This is a genomic window from Saccharothrix sp. S26, assembly GCF_021390395.1.
Lineage (GTDB): Bacteria > Actinomycetota > Actinomycetes > Mycobacteriales > Pseudonocardiaceae > Actinosynnema.
Genome location: NZ_JAJUWT010000001.1, coordinates 1 through 19,860, shown reverse-complemented (window position 1 = coordinate 19,860; position 19,860 = coordinate 1). Strand labels below are relative to the sequence as shown.

The following is a 19,860-nucleotide window of genomic DNA, read 5'->3' as shown; positions in this document are numbered from 1 at the left end:
GATCGGTCCCATGAACCAAGTGATCAAGGCAGCGGACCTGCGAGCGGCCGGCGTCCCGGCCTACGCCATCGACCTGAAGTGCCGCCCCGGCGGCCCGTGGCAGCGCATCCTGCCGGGCGTCGTGCTGCTCGGCGCCGGCCCACCGACCCGCGCCGAACGCCTGCGAGCCGCCCTGGCCTACGCGGGCCCGGACGCCGTGGTCACCGGCATCGACGCCCTGAACGCCCAAGGTCTTGACGCCCTACCGCCCCCACCGCGGATCCACCTGCTCCAACCGGCCACCACCCGCCGCTCGTGCGCCGACCAGGTCCTGCTGGAACGCACCACCCGCCCACCAACCGTGGTCCACCACCAGGGCCTGCGCCTGGCCGAACCAACCCGCGCCACCCTGGACGCCGCCCGCCACGAACCGGACCCGCTGCGCCAACACCACCTACTGGCCACCGCCGTCCGCTCGGGCCTGTGCACCATCCCCACCTTGACCAGGGAACTGAACGCGGGCAGCAAACGCGGCACCGCCACCCCCAGAACCACCCTGCAACTCCTCGCCGCCCTCCTCCACTAACCACTCACCCCCCTCACCACCACACCCTCAACCGCCATGGCCCCACCACCAACACCTCACCAACCACCCCGCAACCCCAACGCGGCCACACTCCACCGCCCCTCCCCCGCCTCACGCCCCTCCTCCCACCCACAACCAACACCTCACCGCACCAGCCACCACCCACCCAAGGTCGCCAAACACCGCACCCCGACCTCACCGCCAACCGGGTCACACCCCGGGTAGCGGCAGCGAACCACTCCACCCCCACCACACCCACCCCTGGCAACACCACATGCCGACCCCAACCACCACCCAACCTCCAAGTTCCGCCGGACACGACACAACCACCCCGGCTCACCCACCCCCGGCGACACAACATCGCGATCACAACCACCAGCACTCACCACACCAGCCAGGAACCCACCCGCAAGGTCACCGGCACCACACAACCACCCGGGCCTCACCACCGCACTCGGTCGCAAACCGATCTCACCGCTGCCACCCGCCCTGGCGGCACCACACCCGATCCACCAGCATCAACGCCCAGCCATCAACCCACCCACGAGGCCGCCAGAGGTGCCCCAGAACCCTCCCCTGCCCCGCCACCCGAGCGACTCCATCCCGCTGAACCCACCCGACCCCAACCACCAACACCTCACCGCCCGCCAACCCATCCACAGGGTCACCGGCGATCGCAGAACCACCCAAGGCAGTACCACCACACCTGGTTGCGAACCGGCTCCAGCCCACAAGGCACTGAGCCGGCTCGCGTCACCCTCAATCGAGGTCAGTTGGCCCAGTAGTCCGAGGGCAACTTGCCCTCGATGTCGCGGACGTGTTCCCGCGCGCACACGTGGCACAACCACCGGTCGGCGCCGAGCTCCCGTTCCCGCACCCAGGCCAGCAACTGGGCCGGGTCGGTGACGGACGAGCGCGTCCGACCGCACCGGGCGCACGCGTCGGTCACGGCTTGCGGCCCAGGTAGACGGTGTTGGTGGTCAGCAGGAAGACGTCGTCGCGCAGCCCGAGGAACGCGGGGTCCTGCGAGTCGAGCAGTTGCTTGACCGTGCGGCGGTCGGCGGGGTGCAGCACGTCACCCGCGACCTCGAAGTACCACCTCAGCTGGTTCACCGCCCAGTCGCGCACCGCCTGCTTGGGCGGTGCGGGGTGGTCGACCAGGTAGCTGAAGGCGGTCACGTCCACCAGACCACCCTCGGAGAGAGCGAGGTTCCAGCCGCCGGGCATGCGCACCGACCCGGCCGTGTTCTCCCGCATCCGCACGAACCACTCCGCACGCGCGGCGATCAGCCGGTCCTGCAAGCCCGGCTCACCGACACCCAGGTCGAAGGGGAGGAACTTGCCGCTCAACCCACCCTCGGCGAGCGCCAACCACCCACCCGGCGCGACCGCCTCGATCAACGCCGACACAGCCGCACGCTGGTCAGGGAGGTGATGCACGACGTTCGACGCCCACACCAACTGAGCCGGCCCGGCGATCTCCACCAACCGCTCGGTGGCCACGTCGGCGAGCACGGGCCGGACGCGCACGGTCGCCGTGGTCGTGTCGGTCTCGTAAGCGGCGGCTGAGCGGGCGGCGGTCGTGGCGGCGTCCAGCAGCTCGGGCACCGCGTCCACCAGGACCACGGTGCCGCCGCCCCGGGCGGAGAGGGCCTCGACCAACGCCACGCTCATCCCGCCCGCGCCGGACCCGACGTCCAGCACGGTCGGCTGGTCGGGCAGGGTGCGGACGAGTCTGCGCGCGACCACCCGTCGCGACTCGGCGTCCAGCTCGTCGGCCTGCCGGAGGAAGGTCAAGCGGGACGACCAGTCGATCCCGTCGTGCGTGTGGGCATGGGCGTGGTTGTGAGAGTGAGCTGCCACACGTCGCACCGTACCCACGCGAGGTCCGACCCTCCCACCCGAATGCCGCCGCGTCGGCGAGCGGTTCGGCAAGCGGGTGGAAGTGGAGCGGCCCGCTCTCGCCGCCGCGGGACGGTGAGAGCGGGCCGCTGCCTGCATCAGATCGCGCGGGCGGCCTTCATGGCGGCCCTGCGCTGGGCCCAGCCGGCCAGTCGACGCCACCTGCGGGCGACGACGAGGCGGTGGGCCAGCCGATGCTGTCGCGCGAATATCTCCGCGTCATGCATTCGGGATCTGGCGAGGTTTTCTTCGAGCAGCATGGGGTTCCCCTTGGGGTTGACTTCGACGAGCATCGATTCGTCTGCGGTGGATCGGTACGTGGTCACGCGGCGGCCTCCTGGTCGTTAGCCCCCCGGACAACGGTCGCGGCGGGTGCCGCGGGAACAACGGGTGCTGCGTCCTTGCGCGGACGTCCACGGGGACGCTTGCGCGCGATCACAGCTCCGCGCTCGAAGATCTCGCCGCCCCAGACCCCCCAGGGCTCGTGGCGAGCGAGCGCACCGGCCAGGCACTCGGCGATGACGGGGCAGGTGGCGCAGAACCTCTTCGCCTCCTCCAGCTCCGCTGGCGCGTCGGCGAACCACAGGTCCGGGTTGTTGGTACGGCAAGGAAGCTCCAAGCCGGCGTCGGGCGCGGTGTCGATCAAGGAAGCGACACCCGCTCCGGCGAGCTCCGGCTCGGTGGACAACGTCCCGTTTATGGGGACGGTCGCGGTCAACATCAGGTGGACTCCTGTCAAGGGTGTTGCATGGGGTTTTTGTCGTTCGAAAAACGGGTCTGAACAGCACGAAGGCCGCGGATCCGGTTACGGGTCCGCGGCCTTCGTGAGCTTGGTGGCCTGACTACAGGGTGGTCAGGTACTTCGCTCGTGCGCGGACGGCGCAACGTTCTGAGTCGGGACAACGGTCGGCGCGTACGGCGCCGGCACCTGGATCAGCTGAACTCGCTCAGCACCCCACTTGAGGGCGTGGCGATCGCGGGCAGACTTCTCCCCCGCGACATGAGCAGCGCCTGCGGCCAAGGCCACCCCGGTCATCAGGCGACCCGGCGTCTCGAAGCACATGGGAGTGTTCACGACAGGTCACCTCCTCGGGCGGTCTCGACTCGACTGCTAGCTCTTGAATCCCCAGCGGGCGCTTCGCGCCCGGCCTGAGCAGGTTATGACCCCGCGCCGGACGCGTGCAACAGGTTTTTCCAAATACCTGTCGATCGAGTGAAAATTCAGCGTTTGCCCTGTACAGAGCGCCAGGACGCGACCACGCGAACGGACGCGACCGCCCGCCGGCGGGCAGCCGTCAGCGACCGCCGCGCACCAGCGCCAGCACGTCGTCACCGAACCGGTCGAGCTTGGCCGCGCCGATGCCGGAGATCGACACCAGCCCGGCGACGTCCTCGGGCCGCTGCTCGGCGATCGCGACCAGCGTCGCGTCGGTGAACACCACGTACGCGGGCACCTTCAGCTCACGCGCCCGGTCCGCCCGCCACGCCCGCAGCTTGGCCAGCAGCTCCTCGTCCACGTCCGACGGGCACGAAGCGCACCGGCTCAGCTTGATCGCCCGCGCGTCCACCAACGCCGACCCGCACACCCGGCACTGCGGCTTGGGCCGCTTCTGCAGCGGCTCACGCTTCGCGGCCGTGCGCGACGCCGGGTGGTCGTCGGGCACCAACCCGTAGAGGAACCGGCTGCGCCGCCGATAACGCCGACCGCCCGCGGCCCGCGCCAACGCCCACGACATCCACAGGTGCTCGCGCGCCCGCGTCACGCCCACGTACAGCAACCGGCGCTCTTCCTCGATCGCCGCGTCGTCGCCGTCGGCGTGCTGGATCGGCAACGTGCCCTCGACCAGCCCGACCAGGAACACCGCGTCCCACTCCAGGCCCTTCGCCGCGTGCAGCGACGCCAGCGTCACGCCCTCCACCGTCGGCGGGTGCTGCGCCTCGGCACGCATCTCCAGCTCGGCCACGAACGCGCGCAGGTCCGCCGAGTCGACGGTGGTGACCAGTTCCTCGGCCAGTTCGACCAGCGCGAGCAGCGACTCCCACTTCTCCCGGGCCGTCCCGCCGGCGGGCGGCTCGTCGGTCAGGCCGATCCCGGCCAGCACCTCGCGCACCACCTTGGGCAGCTCGCCGGTCGGCTCGTGCGACGCCGCCGACCGCAGCGCCACCATGGCCTGCCGCACCTCGGCCCGCTGGAAGAACCGCTCACCGCCACGCACCTGGTAGGGCACGCCGACCTCGGCCAACGCCTGCTCGAACACCTCCGACTGGGCGTTGACGCGGTAGAGGACGGCGATCTCGCTGGCCGGCACGCCCTCGTCCAGCAGCGCCTTCACCCGCCGCGCGACGGCCGCGGCCTCCAGCGTCTCGTCGTCGAACTCGGTGAACGTCGGCTTCGGCCCGTCCGGACGCTGCCCGATCAGCCGCAGCCGCGACCCTGCCGGCCGGCCGCGCGCCCACTTGATCACCTCGTTGGCCAGCTCGACGACCTGCGGCGTCGACCGGTAGTCGCGCTCCAGCCGCACCACGACGGCCTCGGGGAACCGGCGGGGGAAGTCCAGCAGCGGACGCGGCGAGGCGCCCGCGAACGAGTAGATGGTCTGGTTCGCGTCACCGACGACGGTCAGGTCGTCGCGCTCGCCAAGCCACGCGTCGAGCACGCGTTGCTGCAGGGGCGTCACGTCCTGGTACTCGTCCACCACGAAGCACCGGTACCGGTCGCGGAACTCCTCGGCGACCTCGCCGTGCTCCTCCAACGCCGCCGCGGTGTGCAGCAGGAGGTCGTCGAAGTCGAGCAGCTGCGCCTGGTTCTTCAGCTCCTCGTAGGTCCGGTAGACCTGGGCGACCTGGTCGGCGGGCGCGGGGGTGTCGCGGCTGGTGCGGCCGGCGGCGTGGGGGTAGTCGTCGGGCGCGACCAGCGACGCCTTGGCCCACTCGATCTCGCCCGCGAGGTCGCGCAGCGAATCGGACTCGGTGGACAGGCCCACGCGGTTGGCTGCCTGGGCGACCAGGCGCAGCTTGTTGCGGTCGATCAACTGCCACTGCTCGCCGCCGACGACGCGCGGCCAGAAGTAGCGCAGTTGCCGCAGCGCGGCGGCGTGGAACGTGCGGGCCTGCGCGCCGTGCACGCCCAGCGCGCGCAACCGGGTCCGCATCTCCCCCGCGGCACGTGCGGTGAACGTGACGGCGAGGACTTGACCGGCGGAGACGTGCCCGCGCTGGACCAGGTACGCGATGCGGTGCGTGATGGTGCGGGTCTTGCCGGTGCCGGCGCCCGCGAGCACGCAGACCGGGCCGCGCGGGGCTTCCACGGCGGCGCGCTGTTCCGGGTCGAGTCCCTCCAGCAGCCGGTCCATGCGCTGCATCCTCGCAGAGGTCGGCGAGTACTCCCGTCATGGGGCGACGCGCCGCGCCGTATCCTGGTGGGCATGGCTGGTAAGCAGGACAAGGCGGCCGCCAAGGCGGCTGCCAAGGAAGCGGCGAAGGCGCGGCGCGCGGCATCGAAGGCGAAGCGCAGCCAGATCTTCGAGGCGTTCAAGATGCAGCGCCGCGAGGACAAGGCGCTCGTGCCGTTGATGCTGGCGTGCCTGCTGGGCGCGACGGCCGCGGCGTTCCTGATCGGCCTCATCTGGGACATGCAGTGGGTGCTGCTCCCCATGGGCATCGCGGTGGGCGCGCTGCTCGCGGTCATCGTGTTCGGTCGCCGGGTGCAGCGGACCGTGTACGCGAAGGCCGACGGCCAGCCGGGCGCGGCGGCGTGGGCGTTGGACAACCTGCGCGGCAAGTGGCGCGTGACGCAGGCCGTGGCGGGCACGACCAGCGGTGACATGGTGCACCGGGTGCTCGGCCGGCCGGGCGTGGTGCTGGTCGCCGAGGGCGCGCCGCACCGGGTGAAGAACCTGCTCGCGCAGGAGAAGAAGCGGGTGGCGCGGGTGATCGGCGAGACGCCGATCTACGACGTCGTCGTGGGCGGCGAGGACGGCCAGGTGCCGCTGCGCAAGCTGCAGAGCCACCTGATGAAGCTGCCGCGCAACATCTCGACCGCGCAGGTCGACACGATCGACAACCGCCTGTCCGCGCTGGCCAGTCGCGGCGCGGCGCTGCCCAAGGGCCCGATGCCCCAGGGCGCGAAGATGCGCAACGTGCAGCGCGCCATGCGTCGCCGCTGACGAGGGTTTTCGCAGGTCAGGCCCGTTCCGACACGCGTCGGAGCGGGCCTGCGGCGTTTGGCGGGCCGGTCAGCGGACCCGGATGACCACCGTGCCCACGGCCTTGTCGTGCAGGCCCCTGCCGTCGGCGTCCCACACCACCGCCGGGATGATGGGGAAGATCAACGCCGTCCGCAGCGCGGCCCGGGGCAGACCGACCGTCACCGAGCCGTCCAACCGGGCGACCCGCAGCCCGAACAGCGCGTGACCAGGGGTGAAGCCGAAGAAGCCGACCGCGATGACGGTGATGGCGAACCAGGCCAGCAGGCTCCAGTTCCGCGGCAGGTCCGGCATGGTGAACAGGCCCGCCACCCCACCCGACAGGGCGAAGTCGACCAGGATGGCGATGGCGCGACGGCCCGTGGACGCGACCGAGCCCGGACCCGACTGCGGCAGGCCGAGCCGTTCACCCCGCCAGCGCTGCCCGGTACCGTCACCGGAGTCGGCGCCGGGCTCCAACGCCGAGCGGTGTCCTGACAGCCACGAACCGGTCCACTTGCTCACCCCACCAGAGTAAGGCCGTGCTCAGCGGGTGAGGAGCGGCGGTCGGGTTGCCCGACCTGAGCCGCCCGTTAACACTGGCGAAACACGCGGGTGATGGCTGGGCAACACCACGGTCTTAGTTTCGCCACGATGGCAGGCCGCACCACGCAGCGGCGTACAACCACGCCCCCACCGCAGCAGAGGAGTCGACGAGGGTGTTCAAGAATCCCGACGAGGTCCTGAAGTTCATCTCCGACGAGGGCGTGAAGTTCGTCGACGTCCGCTTCAGCGACCTGCCCGGCGTGATGCAGCACTTCACGCTCCCCGCCAGCGCGTTCGACGCCGACGCCATCGCCGAGGGCCTCGCGTTCGACGGCTCGTCGGTGCGCGGCTTCCAGTCGATCCACGAGTCGGACATGCTGCTGCTGCCCGACCTGTACACCGCGCGCCTCGACCCGTTCCGGATCGAGAAGACGCTGATCGTCAACTTCTTCGTGCACGACCCGTTCACCCGTGAGGCGTACAGCCGCGACCCGCGCAACATCGCGCGCAAGGCCGAGCAGTACATCACCGAGTCGGGCATCGCGGACACCGCGTACTTCGGCGCCGAGGCGGAGTTCTACATCTTCGACTCGATCCGCTTCGACACGACCGCGAACGCATCCTTCCACGAGATCGACGCCATCTCCGGCGCCTGGAACACCGGCCGCGACGAAGAGGGCGGCAACCGCGGTTACAAGGTCAAGTACAAGGGCGGCTACTTCCCCGTCACGCCGACCGACCACTACGCGGACCTGCGCGACAAGATGGTCCTCAACATGCAGGCGCAGGGCTTCACGGTCGAGCGCGCGCACCACGAGGTCGGCACCGGCGGCCAGGCCGAGATCAACTACAAGTTCAACACGCTGCTGCACGCCGCGGACGACTTGATGCTGTTCAAGTACATCATCAAGAACACCGCCTGGCAGGCCGGCAAGACCGTGACGTTCATGCCGAAGCCGCTGTTCGGCGACAACGGCTCGGGCATGCACACCCACCAGTCGCTGTGGAAGGACGGCCAGCCGCTGTTCCACGACGAGTCCGGTTACGCGGGCCTGTCGGACACGGCGCGCCACTACATCGGCGGCATCCTGCACCACGCCCCGTCGCTGCTGGCGTTCACCAACCCGACGGTGAACTCCTACCACCGCCTGGTGCCGGGCTACGAGGCCCCGGTGTCGCTGGTCTACTCCCAGCGCAACCGCTCGGCCTGCGTGCGCATCCCGATCACGGGCAACAACCCGAAGGCCAAGCGCATCGAGTTCCGCTGCCCCGACTCGTCGGGCAACCCGTACCTGGCGTTCTCGGCCATGGTGATGGCCGGCCTGGACGGCGTGAAGAACAAGATCGAGCCGCCGGCCCCGATCGACAAGGACCTCTACGAGCTGCCGCCCGAGGAGGCCCGCGACGTCAAGCAGGTGCCGGCGTCCCTGGACGCGGTGCTGGACAACCTCGAGGCGGACCACGAGTTCCTCCTGGAGGGCGGCGTCTTCACGCCGGACGTCATCGACACCTGGATCTCGTTCAAGCGGGAGCAGGAAATCGACCCGCTGCGCCTGCGCCCGAACCCCTACGAGTTCGCGCTCTACTACGACGTGTGATCGACGCGGGGCTCTGACCAGCCGTTAGGCGGTTCGGAGCGCCACTTGATCCTCCACAGGCCGAAGGCCGGGTGACTGCTCCAGTCACCCGGCCTTCGGCCTTCTCGGCTGGTCACCAAGGGGTGGGTGTGGTGGTGGCACACTCGGTCGCGTGAGTTTGACGCCGCCGTCCCGGGCTGAGGTAGAGCAGCAGTTCCAGCGGTTGCTCAGTGGTGAGGTGGCGCAGGACGAGGTTGATCGGTGGGCGCACCGGTACATCGCCGCGGACGTGGAGGTGGTGGATCCGGTCGTGTGGACGGCGCTGGGGCGTCTGCACGGCATTGATCTTCCCGGTTGGCCCGACCGGGGTTGGCTGCACGACGACGAGCAGGTGGCGGGGTGGTTGGAGGAGCTGCGCGGTAGTGAGCCGCTGCCTCCGGCTGACTACTGACGGTCGGTGCGCGTCAAGCGGTGTACCACGGCCAGGCCCTCGGGGGTGCCCGGCCAGTGCTCGGCCACCACCTCGGGGCCCGCGGAACGGATGACGGAGCGCAGGACCCAGCTCACCGCGATGGCGTCGTCCGCGTAACCCAGCACCGGGATGAAGTCGGGGACCAGGTCGAACGGCAGGGCGAGGTACGCCAGCAGCAGCCACAGCCGCACGCGCGCGGAGCGGGGGACGCGGTGGTCGCGGGCCAGGCGGGTGACCAGGCGCAGCACGTCCGGCAGCAGGCGCACGGCCTGGCTCAGCGCCTTGCCGCGCGGCCGGACCAGGAACAGGCCCAGGAGCAGCAGCAGCCACAGGCCCAGCAGGCCCACGAGCACGCCGATGAGGACGTCCACTTACTTGGGGATCGGGATGCCGGTCACGATCACCTCGCCGCCGGTGGGCGCGAGCTGACCGATGATCCCGGAGAACGTGAGCGAGAACGCGGTGCTGTCGGGACCGGCCTTGCGGTCGAGGTCGAGGAAGCCGTTGATGCTCGAGTTCTTCGCGATCGTCGCGGGCCACAGGCTGGTCGACGGGGACGCGCCGTAGTCGCGCCGCGTGTCGTCCACCGCCGAGACCGACGCCACCGGCAGGTCCATCTTGGCCGTGCTGGCGTTTATCGCGGTGACGAAGACCCTCAGGCGGCCGCCCAAGTTCTCCACCTTGGTGACCTCGACGGTGAGCAGGCCGCGTGCCTGCTTCCACGACCCGGTGAGCACCTTGGCGTCCGCACCGGCCGGCGCTTCTTCCTCCGCGGCAGAGGTGGACGGTGCCGTGCCCACCGCGCCGTCCAAGCCACCGACGGCGTCGTCCGAAGTCGTGGACGTGGGGGTGGCCGAGGTGGTCTCGCGCACGGTGAAGCTCAACGCGCCCACGCCGACCGTGCCGGCGGTGACCGCCTGGATCACCCCGAGCAGGACCAGCACCCCGAGCACGACCAAGCCGATCTTCAGAGCCGCGCTGCTCTTCTTGCGGTGGGTTCCGTCGTCCATGACGTCCTTCGTCCGGGCGCACGCGTGCGAACGTGAGTCTCCCCCAGGAGTGTCGACAGTCTCGACATAAGGAACACCAATAGTCAATGCGTGACGACCCCGGATCGACGGTCCGTAGTCCCCGGTGAACACGCCGTCGACACCAGGGCTGCCCGTCCCCCGATCGGGGCGGGCGGTTAGGGTCGCGCCGTGTCTGATGACGTCGCAACCCCCGCCCAGGTGCTGTCCACCAACATCTTCGACTCCGCCGCCGAGGCGATCGAGGCGATCGGCGCAGCCGACGTGCTCGGCCTCGGCGTCCGGGTGTCGAACCGCCTCGTCCAGGACGAGGAGTCCGACGACTCGCTCGTCGAGGAGTGGATCGTCGAACTGCTCACCTCGGTCCCGACCGCCGACGAGGAGTGAGGCAGCGAAGGGCCCCCACCTCGACGGGGGCCCTTCACCACCGCCGTCACACCGTGAGCACGACCTTGCCGCGCACGTGCCTGCCCTCCAGCAGCCGGTGCGCGTCGGCGGCCTGCTCCAGCGGGAACGTCTGCTGCACCTCCACCTTCACCGCGCCCGACCCCGCCTGCTCGGCCAGCCAGTCCAAGTCCGCCCGCACGGGCTTGGCGTAGGCGTACCGGCCGCCGAGCTCCAGCACGTTGGTATCCACAATGGACACGATCCGGGCCGGGTCGCGCACCAGCGCGGGCGAGTCGTTGAGCGCCGCGCCGCCGACGCAGTCGAACGCCACGTCGACCTTCCCGTCGCCGCCGACCAGCTCGGCCACGTTGTTCACCAGCGCGTCCCCGTAGGACACCGGCTCCACGCCGAGGGACCGCAGGAAGTCGTGGTTGCGCGGCGACGCCGTCCCGATCACCCGTGACGCGCCGAGGACACGCGCCACCTGCACGGCCAGGTGGCCGACGCCACCGGCGGCGGCGTGCACGAGCACCGTGTCACCGGACGACACCCCGACCTTGCGCAACGCCTGCAACGCGGTGAGGCCGGTCAGCGCCAGCCCACCCGCCTCCTCGAACGACAACGACGCCGGCTTGTGCGCCAGCCCGCGCTCGGTGGCCGCCACGAGCTGCGCGTACGTGCCGTGCTGCACGTGGTCCTTGCGCTGGTAGCCGAACACCTCGTCGCCGACGGCGAAGCCGTCCACCGCGGGCCCGACGGCCCGCACCACCCCCGCCACGTCCCAGCCGGGGATCAACGGGAAGTGGCACGGCGTCGTGCTCGCCACGTACCCCATGCGCACCAGCCGGTCGACCGGGTTCACCCCGGCGGCACGCACCTCGACCAACACCTGGTCCAGCGCGATGGGCGGGTCGGGCAGCTCCCGCATCACGAGGACGTCGGCATCTCCGAATTCGGTCTGCGCGATCGCTTTCACGGACCCCAGTGTTCAGGAACCGTAGAAGATGCGCTCGATCACGGCCCGCGCGCGCCGGGTCGTGCGCCGGTAGGAGTCGAGGAACTCGCCGGGGTCGACCGCGTGCCCCATCGCCGACGCCACCGCGGCCAGGTCGCGCCCGACCGCGGGCAGTTGGTCACCGGCCTTGCCCCGGACCAGCATGACGGCGTTGCGCGCCTCGGTCGCCATCACCCACGCGTCCATCAGCGCCGCCGAGTCGTCCTCGGACACCAGCCCCGCCTCGGTCGCCGCACGCAGCCCGCGCACGGTCGACGGCGTGCGCAGACCGGGCACCTCGAACGCGTGCTGCAACTGCAGCAACTGCACGGTCCACTCGACGTCGGCGAGCCCGCCGCGACCCAGCTTGGTGTGGGTGGACGGGTCGGCGCCGCGCGGCAGCCGTTCGGCCTCCACGCGCGCCTTGATGCGCCGGATCTCCCGCACGGCCCCCGCGTCCAGGCCCTTCGCCGGGTAGCGCACCGGGTCGATCATCTCGATGAACCGCGCGCCGAGGTCCGCGTCACCGCCGATGAACCGCGCCCGCAGCAACGCCTGCGCCTCCCACAGCTCCGCCCACTGCGCGTAATAGGCCCGGTAGGAGTCCAGCGTGCGCACCAGGGGCCCCTGCCTGCCCTCCGGCCGCAGGTCGGTGTCCACCTGCAACGGCGGGTCCTGGCTGGGCGCGCTGAGCAGCCGCCGCACCTGCTCCACCACCGACGACGCGTACCGGGCGGCGTCGGCGTCGGTCACGCCGGGCGCGGGCTCGCACACGAACATCACGTCGGCGTCCGAGCCGTACCCCAGCTCACGCCCGCCGAGCCGGCCCATGCCGATGACCGCGATCGACGCCAACCGCTCGCCGGCCGACCGCACCACCGCGTCCAGCGCCGCCTGCAACACCGCCACCCACACCTCGGACAGCGACACGCACACCGTCCGCAACGGCACCAGGCCCAGCAGGTCGGCCGCCGCCACGCGCAGCAGCTCCTGGCGGCGCAACGACCGGGCGGCGGTGACCGCGCGGTCCAAGTCGCTGTACCGGGACACGGCGCTGCGCAGCGGGTTGCCGATGGTCATCGGGTCGCGGCCGACCAGCGCGTCGGTGTCGGCCAGCAGCGGCAGCACCTCGGGCGCGCGCACGAGCAGGTCCGGCACGAGCTTCGACGTGCCCAGCAGCGCGGCCAGCCGGTCGACCACCGTGCCCTCGTCCCGCAGCAGCCGCAGGTACCAGGGCGTCTCGGCCAACGCCTCGGACACCTTCCGGTACGCCAACAGCCCGCCGTCGGGATCCGGCGTGGTGGCGAACAGGTCCAGCAGCACCGGCAGCAGGGCCGTCTGTATCCGCGCCCGCCGGGAAACGCCCCTGGTCAGTGCCTCGATGTGCTTCAGCGCGCCGTCCGGCGCGGCATACCCGAGCGCGGCCAGCCGCGCCGCCGCCTGGGTCGTGGTCAACCGCAGCGCCTCGGTCGGCACGTTCGCGACGGCTTGCAGCAGCGGCCGGTAGAACAGCTTCTCGTGCAGCCTGCGCACCTGGTTGGCGCGCTTGCGGAACTCGGCGAGCAGCACCTGGCCCTCCGACAGCCCGCCCTCGCCCTGCAACCCCGCCGCACGCGCCAGCCACCGCAGCGCCGCCACGTCGTCGTCGGCCGGGAACAGGTGCGTGCGCAGCATCCGCTGCAACTGCAACCGGTGCTCCAACGTGCGCAGGAACCGGTAGGCGCGGCCGAAGTCGGCGGCGTCCGCGCGGCCGATGTACCCGCCCCGCCCCAACGCGGCCAACGCCTGCGTGGTCGTGGTGATGCGCAGCTCCTCGTCACCGCGACCGTGCACGAGTTGCAGCAACTGCACGGCGAACTCCACGTCCCGCAGCCCACCGCGGCCCAGTTTCAGCTCCCGGTCGGCCAGGCCGGCGGGCACGTGGTCCTCGACGCGGCGGCGCATGGCCTGCACGTCGGGCACGAAGTTCTCCCGTTCCGCGGCCGTCCACACCAGGGGGCGCACCACGTCCATGTACCGCCGGCCCAGCTCCTCGTCACCGGCCACCGGCCGCGCCTTGAGCAGCGCCTGGAACTCCCACGTCCGCGCCCACCGCTGGTAGTAGGTGGCGTGGCCGTCCAGCGTGCGCACCAGCGCACCCGCCTTGCCCTCGGGCCGCAGCGCCGCGTCCACCTCGAAGCACGCCTGGCCCGCGACCTGCATCACCGCGCCGGCCAGCCGGGTCGCCACCGCCAGGTCGCCCTCGCCGACGAACACGACGTCGACGTCGCTGACGTAGTTCAGCTCACGCGCGCCGCACTTGCCCATCGCGATCACCGCGAGCCGGCACTCGTCCGACCGCGGCACCTGCCGCGCGGCCACGTCCAGCGAGGCCCGCAACGCGGCCACCGCCAGGTCCGACAGCAGGCTGGCCACGTCGTCGTAGTTGACGTACAGCTGCTCCGGCTCGACCACGTGCGCGAGGTCGGCGGCGGCGATCCGGCACAGCAGCGCCCGGTACTCGACCCGCAACGCCCGCACCGCGTCGGTACCGGTCAGCCCTTCGACGGCGGCGAGCAGCGCGGGCGCGAACGACCCGGCGTCCACCGGCCCGTCGTCGACCAGGCCGTGCCAGCGGTCGGGGTTGGCGACCAGGAAGTCCGACAGCGCCGTGGAGCTGCCCAGCACCGCCAGCAGCCGACCGCGCAACGCCTCGCTGTCCCGCAACGCCTGGTCCAGCTCGGGCCACCGGTCACCGAGCGCGACGCGCAGCCGGTCGACCCCGCGCAGCGCCAGGTCCGGGTCCGGACTGCGGGACAGGGCCACCAGGATCGGCTCGTTGCCCTCGCTGGGCCGCCGCCCCTCCCACCACCCGGCCGCGTGCAGGTGCTCACCGCTGCGCGCCTCGGTCAGGCCGAACCGGGCGGGGGACGTGGGGAGGCGTGCTGGATCGGTCATCGACGAACACCGTAGTCCGCCGAGGGCAGGCTCAGCCGGCCACGATCAAGTAGATACCGAACAACACCACGGTCACGCACGCGAACAGGCACAGGCCCGCCGCGGCCGTGGGCAGCGCCGTCGACGCCTGCCGCTCCCGTGCCGCCTCACGCGCCGACAGGGCCCGCAGACCACCCGAGAACAGCACGACCAGCCCCACCACCACCGCGAGGCTCACCCCGAACACGGCGGCCAACGCCGCCCAGTCGATCTTCACGCCGCCACCTTGTGCGTCTCGGCCTGCGCCGCGATCTCGTCCACCACGTGCTCGGGCCGCACCGGCTCACGGCGCGACAGCAGCCAGATCACCAGCGACACGCCCACGCCGACCGCCGCCACGGCGACCACGCCCAGCGTGCCCAGCGAGGCGACCTTGCCCGCGAGCGCGCCGACCAGGCCCGCCGCCGGCAGCGTCAGGCCCCAGGCCGCGGCCATCCGGCCCGCCACGCCCCACCGCACGCCGTCGAGCCGGCGGCCCAGGCCGGAGCCCATGATGCCGCCGGACGCGACGTGCGTGGTGGACAGCGCGAAGCCCAGGTGCGAGGACGCCATGATCACGGTCGCCGCGCTGGTCTGCGCGGCGAAGCCCTGTGGCGCTTCGATCGTGGTCAGGCCCTTGCCCAGGGTGTGGGTGATGCGCCAGCCGCCCAGGTACGTGCCCAGCGCGATCGCGATCGCCGCGCTCAGGATCACCCACAGCGGCGGCGCGGAGCCGGGCGCGAGCGTCCCGGCCGTGATCAGCGTGAGCGTGATGATGCCCATCGTCTTCTGGGCGTCGTTCGTGCCGTGCGCGAGGGACATGAGCGCGGCCGACGCGATCTGGCCCGCCTTGAAGCCCTTGTCCGTCACCGACTTGCGGGCCCGCTTGGTCAGCCGGTAGGTCAGGTAGGTGGCCAGCATCGCCACGATGCCCGCCACCAGCGGCGCGGCGATCGCGGGGGCCACGACCTTGTCCACGACCTTCGCGAAGTGCACCGCGTCCGCGCCCGAGGCGATCCAGGTCGCCCCGATCAGGCCACCGAACAGCGCGTGCGACGAGCTGGACGGCAGCCCGACGTACCAGGTCACCAGGTTCCACATGATCGCGCCGATCAACCCGCCGAACACGATCGCGGGCGTGATCCTGGCGTCGTCGACGATCCCGCCGGAGATGGTCTTGGCCACCTCGACCGACAGCAACGCGCCCACCAGGTTCAGCACCGCCGAGAACGCGACGGCGGTGCGGGGTCGCAGCGCGCCGGTGGCGATGGAGGTCGCCATCGAGTTCGCGGTGTCGTGGAAGCCGTTGGTGAAGTCGAAGACCAGGGCCGTGACGACCACGATGATCACGAGGAGCGAGGCATCCACGCTGATTCCTCCAACTGAATCGACACAGTCGAAGGTAAACGCTACCCGTCTGGCCGATGAACACTCACAACGACAGGGTGAACGCTACCTGTCTCGACGATGAACGCTCACATCAGCGGAGGTTCATCACACCAGTGGCAGGCTCCGGTGGATCGTCAGCTCACCGGCCGCCAGGCGCACGAATCGTTCGGCAAACGGTTGCCACACCTCCCGGATGTCCTCGTGACCCCGCGCGAGCCGGTCCGGGTCGAGAGCTCCAGCACGCGCACCGGGCACACCGTCCGGGTACCCCGACGCCCACCCCAAAACCACCTCCGGCGTGGTTTCGACGTGGAACTGGAGCCCGTAGGCGCGGTCACCGATGCGGAACGCCTGGTTGGCGCACTTGGGCGACGACGCGAGCAGCACCGCGGTCGGCGGCAGGATGGCCACCTCGTCGTAGTGGAACTGCAGCACGTCCGGCGTCCACGGCAGGTCGGCGAACAACGGGTCGTTCCCCGCCGTGTCCCGCTTGGCCACCAGGTCCATGCCGATCTCGGGCCCCTGCGGGTTGCGCCGCACCTGCCCGCCGGTGGCCGCCGCCAGCAGCTGCGCGCCGAGGCAGATCGCGAGCAGCGGCAGCCTCCGCGACACGGCGTGCGACAGCAGCTTGCGGACGTCCGCCAGCCACGGGTGCTCCGCGTCGTCCAGCGGGCCCATCGCGCCGCCCAGGCATACCAGGCCCTGGTACCCGTCGAGTGACTCCGGCACCGGCTCTTCGTACGGCTTCACCACCTCCAGCACCGCCCCGGCGGCGGTCAACCACTCGCCGAGGCGGCCGATCGGGTCGTCGTGGCCGGGTTGCAGCACAAGCAGTCGCGTCACCCGTCCGAGGGTAGTCAGCAGTCGCAGGAGATCCCGTGGGGGCTTCGGTCCGGCGTCGCGGCCTGGTCGCCTTCGACCGGGTAGCCCGACGCGTGCCAGGTGGTGATGCCGCCGGCCAGCCGCTTCACCTTGAACCCGAGGCGGGACAGCTTCAGCGAACCCTTCGTGGCGGCGTTGCACTCGAAGCTCTCGCAGTAGCAGACGTAGACGAGGTCGCGGTCCCAGCCCGCGGTGGTCGTCTCGTCCACGTCCCAGTGCGGCAGGTTGATCGCGCCGGGGATGCGCAGCCGGGCGAACGCCTCGGCGCTGCGCGTCTCGACGAGCTGGAAGCCCTCGGTGGTGCCTGCCCTCAGGTCGCGGACCACGTCGTCCGGGTCGGCCTCGAAGGCCAGTTCCGCGGCGAAGAACGCGGCGGCGGCAGCGGGGTCGGCGGCGGGGAAGCGGAGCGTGTTGGTCATGGGTAAATGGTGGCTGACCAGCGTGTTCTTCCCCATGCAGAAGTCCAGGCGTTGCGCGGGTCCGGCTTAGGATTCCACGGTGGAACTGGACGACCTGGATTGGAAGTTGTTGGAGCTGCTCCAGCGCGACGGCCGGATGACGTTCACCGAGCTGGCCAAGAGGGTGTCGCTGTCCGCGCCCGCGGCGACCGAACGCGTGCGGCGGCTGGAGCAGGCGGGCATCGTCACCGGGTACGTGGCGGTGGTCGACCCGCACCGGCTCGGGCTGCCGATCGAGGCCATCGTGCGGGTCCGGGTGCGCAGCCTCGACACGCCCCGGTTCCGGGAGCGGGTGGTGACGCTGGCCCAGGTGCGCGACGCCGACCACGTGACCGGTGACGACTGCTGGCTGCTGCGCGTGGTGTGCCGGTCGATGGTCGAGCTGGAGGAGTTCGTCGAGCGGGCCCAGCGTTACGGCGACACGACCACGTCCCTGGTGTTCTCCTCCCACGCCCGCAACCGACCCGTGACGCGGGACGTCTTCGGGGGTATCGCTTCACACTGACCGCGGGCGCGCTCGCCCTGGGCACGGTGGTCCGCCTGCACGCGATGTTCGCCGAACCGGTGTGCTTCGCCGCGCGGAACTGGCCGTACGTCGGCGAGAGCCGGGGTCTCGCACCCGGCACCACGCTCGACGGGGTGCGCGAGGTGTGGCTGTGCGTCCAGGAACCGGCACTCTGGCAGCGGGTGCTCGGCTTCGTCGCGGACGCGGCCGGCCCGTGCGCTTACGTCTCCACGCTGCTGGTGCTCTTGCTCGTGCTCAAGAGGGCAGCCCACGAAGGCGTCCACACGTTCGACACGGCGGTCCGCGTGCGGCGGCTCGGCCACTACCTGCTGTGGGTCGTCCTCGGGGCGACCTGCGTGGCGTCGATCGCGCGCACCACCTTGGTGCACGCCGCCGTCACCTACGATGCCGGGACGTTGGCGTTCTTCGGCGAGTGGGACGTCCCGTGGTGGGCGGTCGTCACCGGCGCGGGGCTGCTGACGTTGGCGAAGATCATGCGGGCGAGCGCGGAGATGCGCGCGGACCTGGAGGGGACCGTGTGAGCATCCAGGTGCACCTCGACCGGCTGCTGGCCGAGCGCGGGATGACGTTGACGGAGTTGGCGGACCGCGTCGGCGTGACCGTGGTCAACCTGTCGATCCTCAAGAACGGCCGGGCCAGGGCGATCCGGTTCAGCACCTTGACCGCCCTGTGCGACGTGTTGGACTGCCAGCCGGGCGACCTGCTCAGCCACCGGCCGGGGTGAACACGAACGACGCCGAGTCGACCACCGGTTGGAACCCGATCCGCTGGTAGATCGAGTTCGACGTCGGGTTCGCCAGGTCGGTGTAGAGGACGATGTGCTCCGCGCCCTTCTCCCGTGCCCAAGAGGCGCAGGCCGCCGTGACGGCCGCGCCGTAGCCGTGCCGGCGGTGCTCGGGCGGGGTGTAGACCGGGCCGATGCGGGACATGCCGGACACGGGCGCGCCCACCCCCGCCCACGCCACGGGCGTGTCGCCCTGGCACCAGATCACGTGCCCCTGCCCGGCTGCCATGCCGACCTCCAGCATGTGCCGGGACCGCTCCACGCTGTTCTCCTCGTCCGCGTGGACGCCCGCCTCGTCGGCGAAGTCGGTGCGCCACCGGCTGAGCAGGTCGAGGTCGTCCGGGGTCGCCAGGCGTGCGGAGCCGGGCACGTCCGGTGTGACGAGGTCGCCCAGCTCGTACAGGCGCTGTGCCATGTGCTCGCGGGCACTGCACCCGGTGCGGGCGGCCCAGGCGACGACGAACGCTTCCACCGACTCGCGGGGGCCGTTCGCGCCGGGGAGTTCCACGTCACCGGCCAGGGCTTCCGCGACGACCTCCGCCCACTCCGGTGCCACACCGCTCAACGTCAACGGCCACGGCGGCGTGCGCAGGGCCGCGGCCACCAGCACGCCGTCGTGCGTGACGCTGACCAGCAGCGGCGGCTCGTCGTCCGGGTCGGCGTGGTTGAGCCTGCGGTCGATCGCCGCGATCGGGACCGTGTGGACCACCGGGTCGGCGTTGAAGAAGTCGCCCGTCAGCGCCCAGAACTCCGCCAGGTCGTCGTGTCTCGTCACCTCGGCCATGAGCGGACCGTAACGCAAAAAAGCCTTCAGGGGCACCCGACATGTCGAGTGCCCCTGAAGGCGAAAATATGTTCGGCGGCGTCCTACTCTCCCACACCCTCACGAGTGCAGTACCATCGGCGCTGGAAGGCTTAACTACCGGGTTCGGAATGGGACCGGGTGTTCCCCAACCGCTATGACCACCGAAACACTATGAAATTACCAACCCGTAGGCACCCGCCCCAGACACTCTCGTGCCCGACCAGGTGGTCCGGTTCGGTTCTTTCAGAACCGCACAGTGGATGCGTAGCATTTTCATGACAAGTCCTCGGCCTATTAGTACCGGTCAACTCCAGCCGTTACCGACCTTCCATCTCCGGCCTATCAACCCAATAGTCTCTTGGGGGCCTTAACCCACAAAGGGTGGGATACCTCATCTAGGAACAGG

At 70.9% G+C, this 19,860-nt stretch carries 23 protein-coding genes and 2 rRNA genes; 8 read left to right on the top strand and 17 right to left on the bottom strand.

Features of this window, described 5'->3' with window-relative positions; genetic code table 11:
* The first annotated feature begins 10 nt into the window (after window positions 1–10).
* The gene (locus LZG04_RS00125) at window positions 11–565 is read left to right on the top strand and encodes a hypothetical protein (protein WP_233812178.1); all 555 of its coding nucleotides are present in this window, start codon (window positions 11–13) and stop codon (window positions 563–565) included.
* A 769-nt stretch (window positions 566–1,334) separates the two neighbouring features.
* Here LZG04_RS00125 and LZG04_RS00120 read toward each other — a convergent pair.
* The 5 genes from LZG04_RS00120 to LZG04_RS00100 all read right to left on the bottom strand — a co-directional run bounded on the left by LZG04_RS00120 (window position 1,335) and on the right by LZG04_RS00100 (window position 5,829).
* A complete protein-coding gene (locus LZG04_RS00120; protein ID WP_233812177.1) occupies window positions 1,335–1,514 on the bottom strand; it encodes a hypothetical protein in 180 nt (59 codons plus the stop codon).
* A complete protein-coding gene (locus LZG04_RS00115) occupies window positions 1,511–2,428 on the bottom strand; it encodes a trans-aconitate 2-methyltransferase (RefSeq protein WP_233812176.1) in 918 nt (305 codons plus the stop codon). Before LZG04_RS00115 ends, LZG04_RS00120 begins: the two co-directional genes overlap by 4 nt.
* Before the next feature lie 137 nt (window positions 2,429–2,565).
* Complete coding sequence (locus LZG04_RS00110; protein ID WP_233812175.1) at window positions 2,566–2,793, bottom strand: hypothetical protein; 228 nt, start codon at window positions 2,791–2,793, stop codon at window positions 2,566–2,568.
* Entirely contained in the window at window positions 2,790–3,188 is a 399-nt protein-coding gene (locus LZG04_RS00105; RefSeq protein WP_233812174.1) for a WhiB family transcriptional regulator, read from the bottom strand. Before LZG04_RS00105 ends, LZG04_RS00110 begins: the two co-directional genes overlap by 4 nt.
* Before the next feature lie 574 nt (window positions 3,189–3,762).
* Window positions 3,763–5,829 carry an ATP-dependent DNA helicase UvrD2 gene (locus tag LZG04_RS00100; RefSeq protein WP_374202776.1) on the bottom strand — a complete coding sequence of 689 codons (2,067 nt, stop codon included), beginning with the start codon at window positions 5,827–5,829 and terminating at the stop codon, window positions 3,763–3,765.
* 63 nt (window positions 5,830–5,892) lie between these two features.
* Between LZG04_RS00100 and LZG04_RS00095 the strand changes: the two genes are divergently transcribed.
* On the top strand, window positions 5,893–6,633 hold the full coding sequence (locus LZG04_RS00095; protein WP_233812172.1) for a DUF4191 domain-containing protein: 741 nt from the start codon (window positions 5,893–5,895) through the stop codon (window positions 6,631–6,633).
* 69 nt (window positions 6,634–6,702) lie between these two features.
* Here the strand turns inward: LZG04_RS00095 and LZG04_RS00090 are convergent, their stop codons facing one another.
* Window positions 6,703–7,176: an RDD family protein gene (locus tag LZG04_RS00090; protein ID WP_233812171.1), complete on the bottom strand. Its 474-nt coding sequence runs from the start codon at window positions 7,174–7,176 to the stop codon at window positions 6,703–6,705.
* 194 nt (window positions 7,177–7,370) lie between these two features.
* On the opposite strand from LZG04_RS00090, the gene glnA reads away from it, so the two are divergent.
* On the top strand, window positions 7,371–8,795 hold the full coding sequence (gene glnA / locus LZG04_RS00085; protein WP_141978957.1) for a type I glutamate--ammonia ligase: 1,425 nt from the start codon (window positions 7,371–7,373) through the stop codon (window positions 8,793–8,795).
* 151 nt (window positions 8,796–8,946) lie between these two features.
* Window positions 8,947–9,225, top strand: coding sequence for a hypothetical protein (locus LZG04_RS00080; RefSeq protein WP_233812170.1), 279 nt, complete (start codon window positions 8,947–8,949; stop codon window positions 9,223–9,225).
* On the opposite strand, the gene LZG04_RS00075 is transcribed toward LZG04_RS00080, so the two are convergent.
* On the bottom strand, window positions 9,219–9,617 hold the full coding sequence (locus LZG04_RS00075) for a YkvA family protein (protein WP_233812169.1): 399 nt from the start codon (window positions 9,615–9,617) through the stop codon (window positions 9,219–9,221). The genes LZG04_RS00080 and LZG04_RS00075 overlap by 7 nt on opposite strands.
* Window positions 9,618–10,256: a hypothetical protein gene (locus LZG04_RS00070; protein WP_233812168.1), complete on the bottom strand. Its 639-nt coding sequence runs from the start codon at window positions 10,254–10,256 to the stop codon at window positions 9,618–9,620.
* 189 nt (window positions 10,257–10,445) lie between these two features.
* Between LZG04_RS00070 and LZG04_RS00065 the strand changes: the two genes are divergently transcribed.
* On the top strand, window positions 10,446–10,661 hold the full coding sequence (locus LZG04_RS00065) for a hypothetical protein (protein ID WP_233812167.1): 216 nt from the start codon (window positions 10,446–10,448) through the stop codon (window positions 10,659–10,661).
* 46 nt (window positions 10,662–10,707) lie between these two features.
* Here the strand turns inward: LZG04_RS00065 and LZG04_RS00060 are convergent, their stop codons facing one another.
* The 6 genes from LZG04_RS00060 to LZG04_RS00035 form a co-directional block, all read right to left on the bottom strand.
* Window positions 10,708–11,637, bottom strand: a complete 930-nt coding sequence (locus tag LZG04_RS00060; protein WP_233812166.1) for an NADP-dependent oxidoreductase — start codon at window positions 11,635–11,637, stop codon at window positions 10,708–10,710.
* 12 nt (window positions 11,638–11,649) lie between these two features.
* Window positions 11,650–14,592 carry a bifunctional [glutamine synthetase] adenylyltransferase/[glutamine synthetase]-adenylyl-L-tyrosine phosphorylase gene (locus LZG04_RS00055; RefSeq protein ID WP_233812165.1) on the bottom strand — a complete coding sequence of 981 codons (2,943 nt, stop codon included), beginning with the start codon at window positions 14,590–14,592 and terminating at the stop codon, window positions 11,650–11,652.
* Between the two features lie 31 nt (window positions 14,593–14,623).
* The gene (locus LZG04_RS00050) at window positions 14,624–14,848 is read right to left on the bottom strand and encodes a hypothetical protein (RefSeq protein WP_233812164.1); all 225 of its coding nucleotides are present in this window, start codon (window positions 14,846–14,848) and stop codon (window positions 14,624–14,626) included.
* The gene (locus LZG04_RS00045) at window positions 14,845–15,978 is read right to left on the bottom strand and encodes an inorganic phosphate transporter (protein ID WP_233812163.1); all 1,134 of its coding nucleotides are present in this window, start codon (window positions 15,976–15,978) and stop codon (window positions 14,845–14,847) included. The genes LZG04_RS00050 and LZG04_RS00045 overlap by 4 nt, the downstream gene beginning before the upstream one ends.
* A gap of 126 nt (window positions 15,979–16,104) precedes the next feature.
* On the bottom strand, window positions 16,105–16,842 hold the full coding sequence (locus LZG04_RS00040) for a type 1 glutamine amidotransferase (RefSeq protein WP_233812162.1): 738 nt from the start codon (window positions 16,840–16,842) through the stop codon (window positions 16,105–16,107).
* 14 nt (window positions 16,843–16,856) lie between these two features.
* Entirely contained in the window at window positions 16,857–17,300 is a 444-nt protein-coding gene (locus LZG04_RS00035) for a rhodanese-like domain-containing protein (protein WP_233812161.1), read from the bottom strand.
* Window positions 17,301–17,379: 79 nt separating this feature from the next.
* Between LZG04_RS00035 and LZG04_RS00030 the strand changes: the two genes are divergently transcribed.
* Genes LZG04_RS00030 through LZG04_RS00020 form a run of 3 tightly spaced genes read left to right on the top strand, consistent with a single transcriptional unit; the run spans window position 17,380 to window position 18,589 of the window.
* Window positions 17,380–17,844, top strand: a complete 465-nt coding sequence (locus LZG04_RS00030) for an Lrp/AsnC family transcriptional regulator (protein ID WP_233812160.1) — start codon at window positions 17,380–17,382, stop codon at window positions 17,842–17,844.
* A gap of 26 nt (window positions 17,845–17,870) precedes the next feature.
* Window positions 17,871–18,386: a hypothetical protein gene (locus tag LZG04_RS00025; RefSeq protein ID WP_233812159.1), complete on the top strand. Its 516-nt coding sequence runs from the start codon at window positions 17,871–17,873 to the stop codon at window positions 18,384–18,386.
* Window positions 18,383–18,589, top strand: coding sequence for a helix-turn-helix transcriptional regulator (locus tag LZG04_RS00020; RefSeq protein ID WP_233812158.1), 207 nt, complete (start codon window positions 18,383–18,385; stop codon window positions 18,587–18,589). Before LZG04_RS00025 ends, LZG04_RS00020 begins: the two co-directional genes overlap by 4 nt.
* Here LZG04_RS00020 and LZG04_RS00015 read toward each other — a convergent pair.
* The 3 genes from LZG04_RS00015 to LZG04_RS00005 form a co-directional block, all read right to left on the bottom strand.
* Window positions 18,570–19,433 (bottom strand): GNAT family N-acetyltransferase, encoded by an 864-nt coding sequence (locus LZG04_RS00015; protein WP_233812157.1) that lies wholly within the window; start codon window positions 19,431–19,433, stop codon window positions 18,570–18,572. The genes LZG04_RS00020 and LZG04_RS00015 overlap by 20 nt on opposite strands.
* 70 nt (window positions 19,434–19,503) lie before the next feature.
* Window positions 19,504–19,620, bottom strand: a 5S ribosomal RNA gene (gene rrf / locus LZG04_RS00010).
* Between the two features lie 108 nt (window positions 19,621–19,728).
* Window positions 19,729–19,860 (bottom strand): 23S ribosomal RNA (locus LZG04_RS00005); the annotation flags it as partial.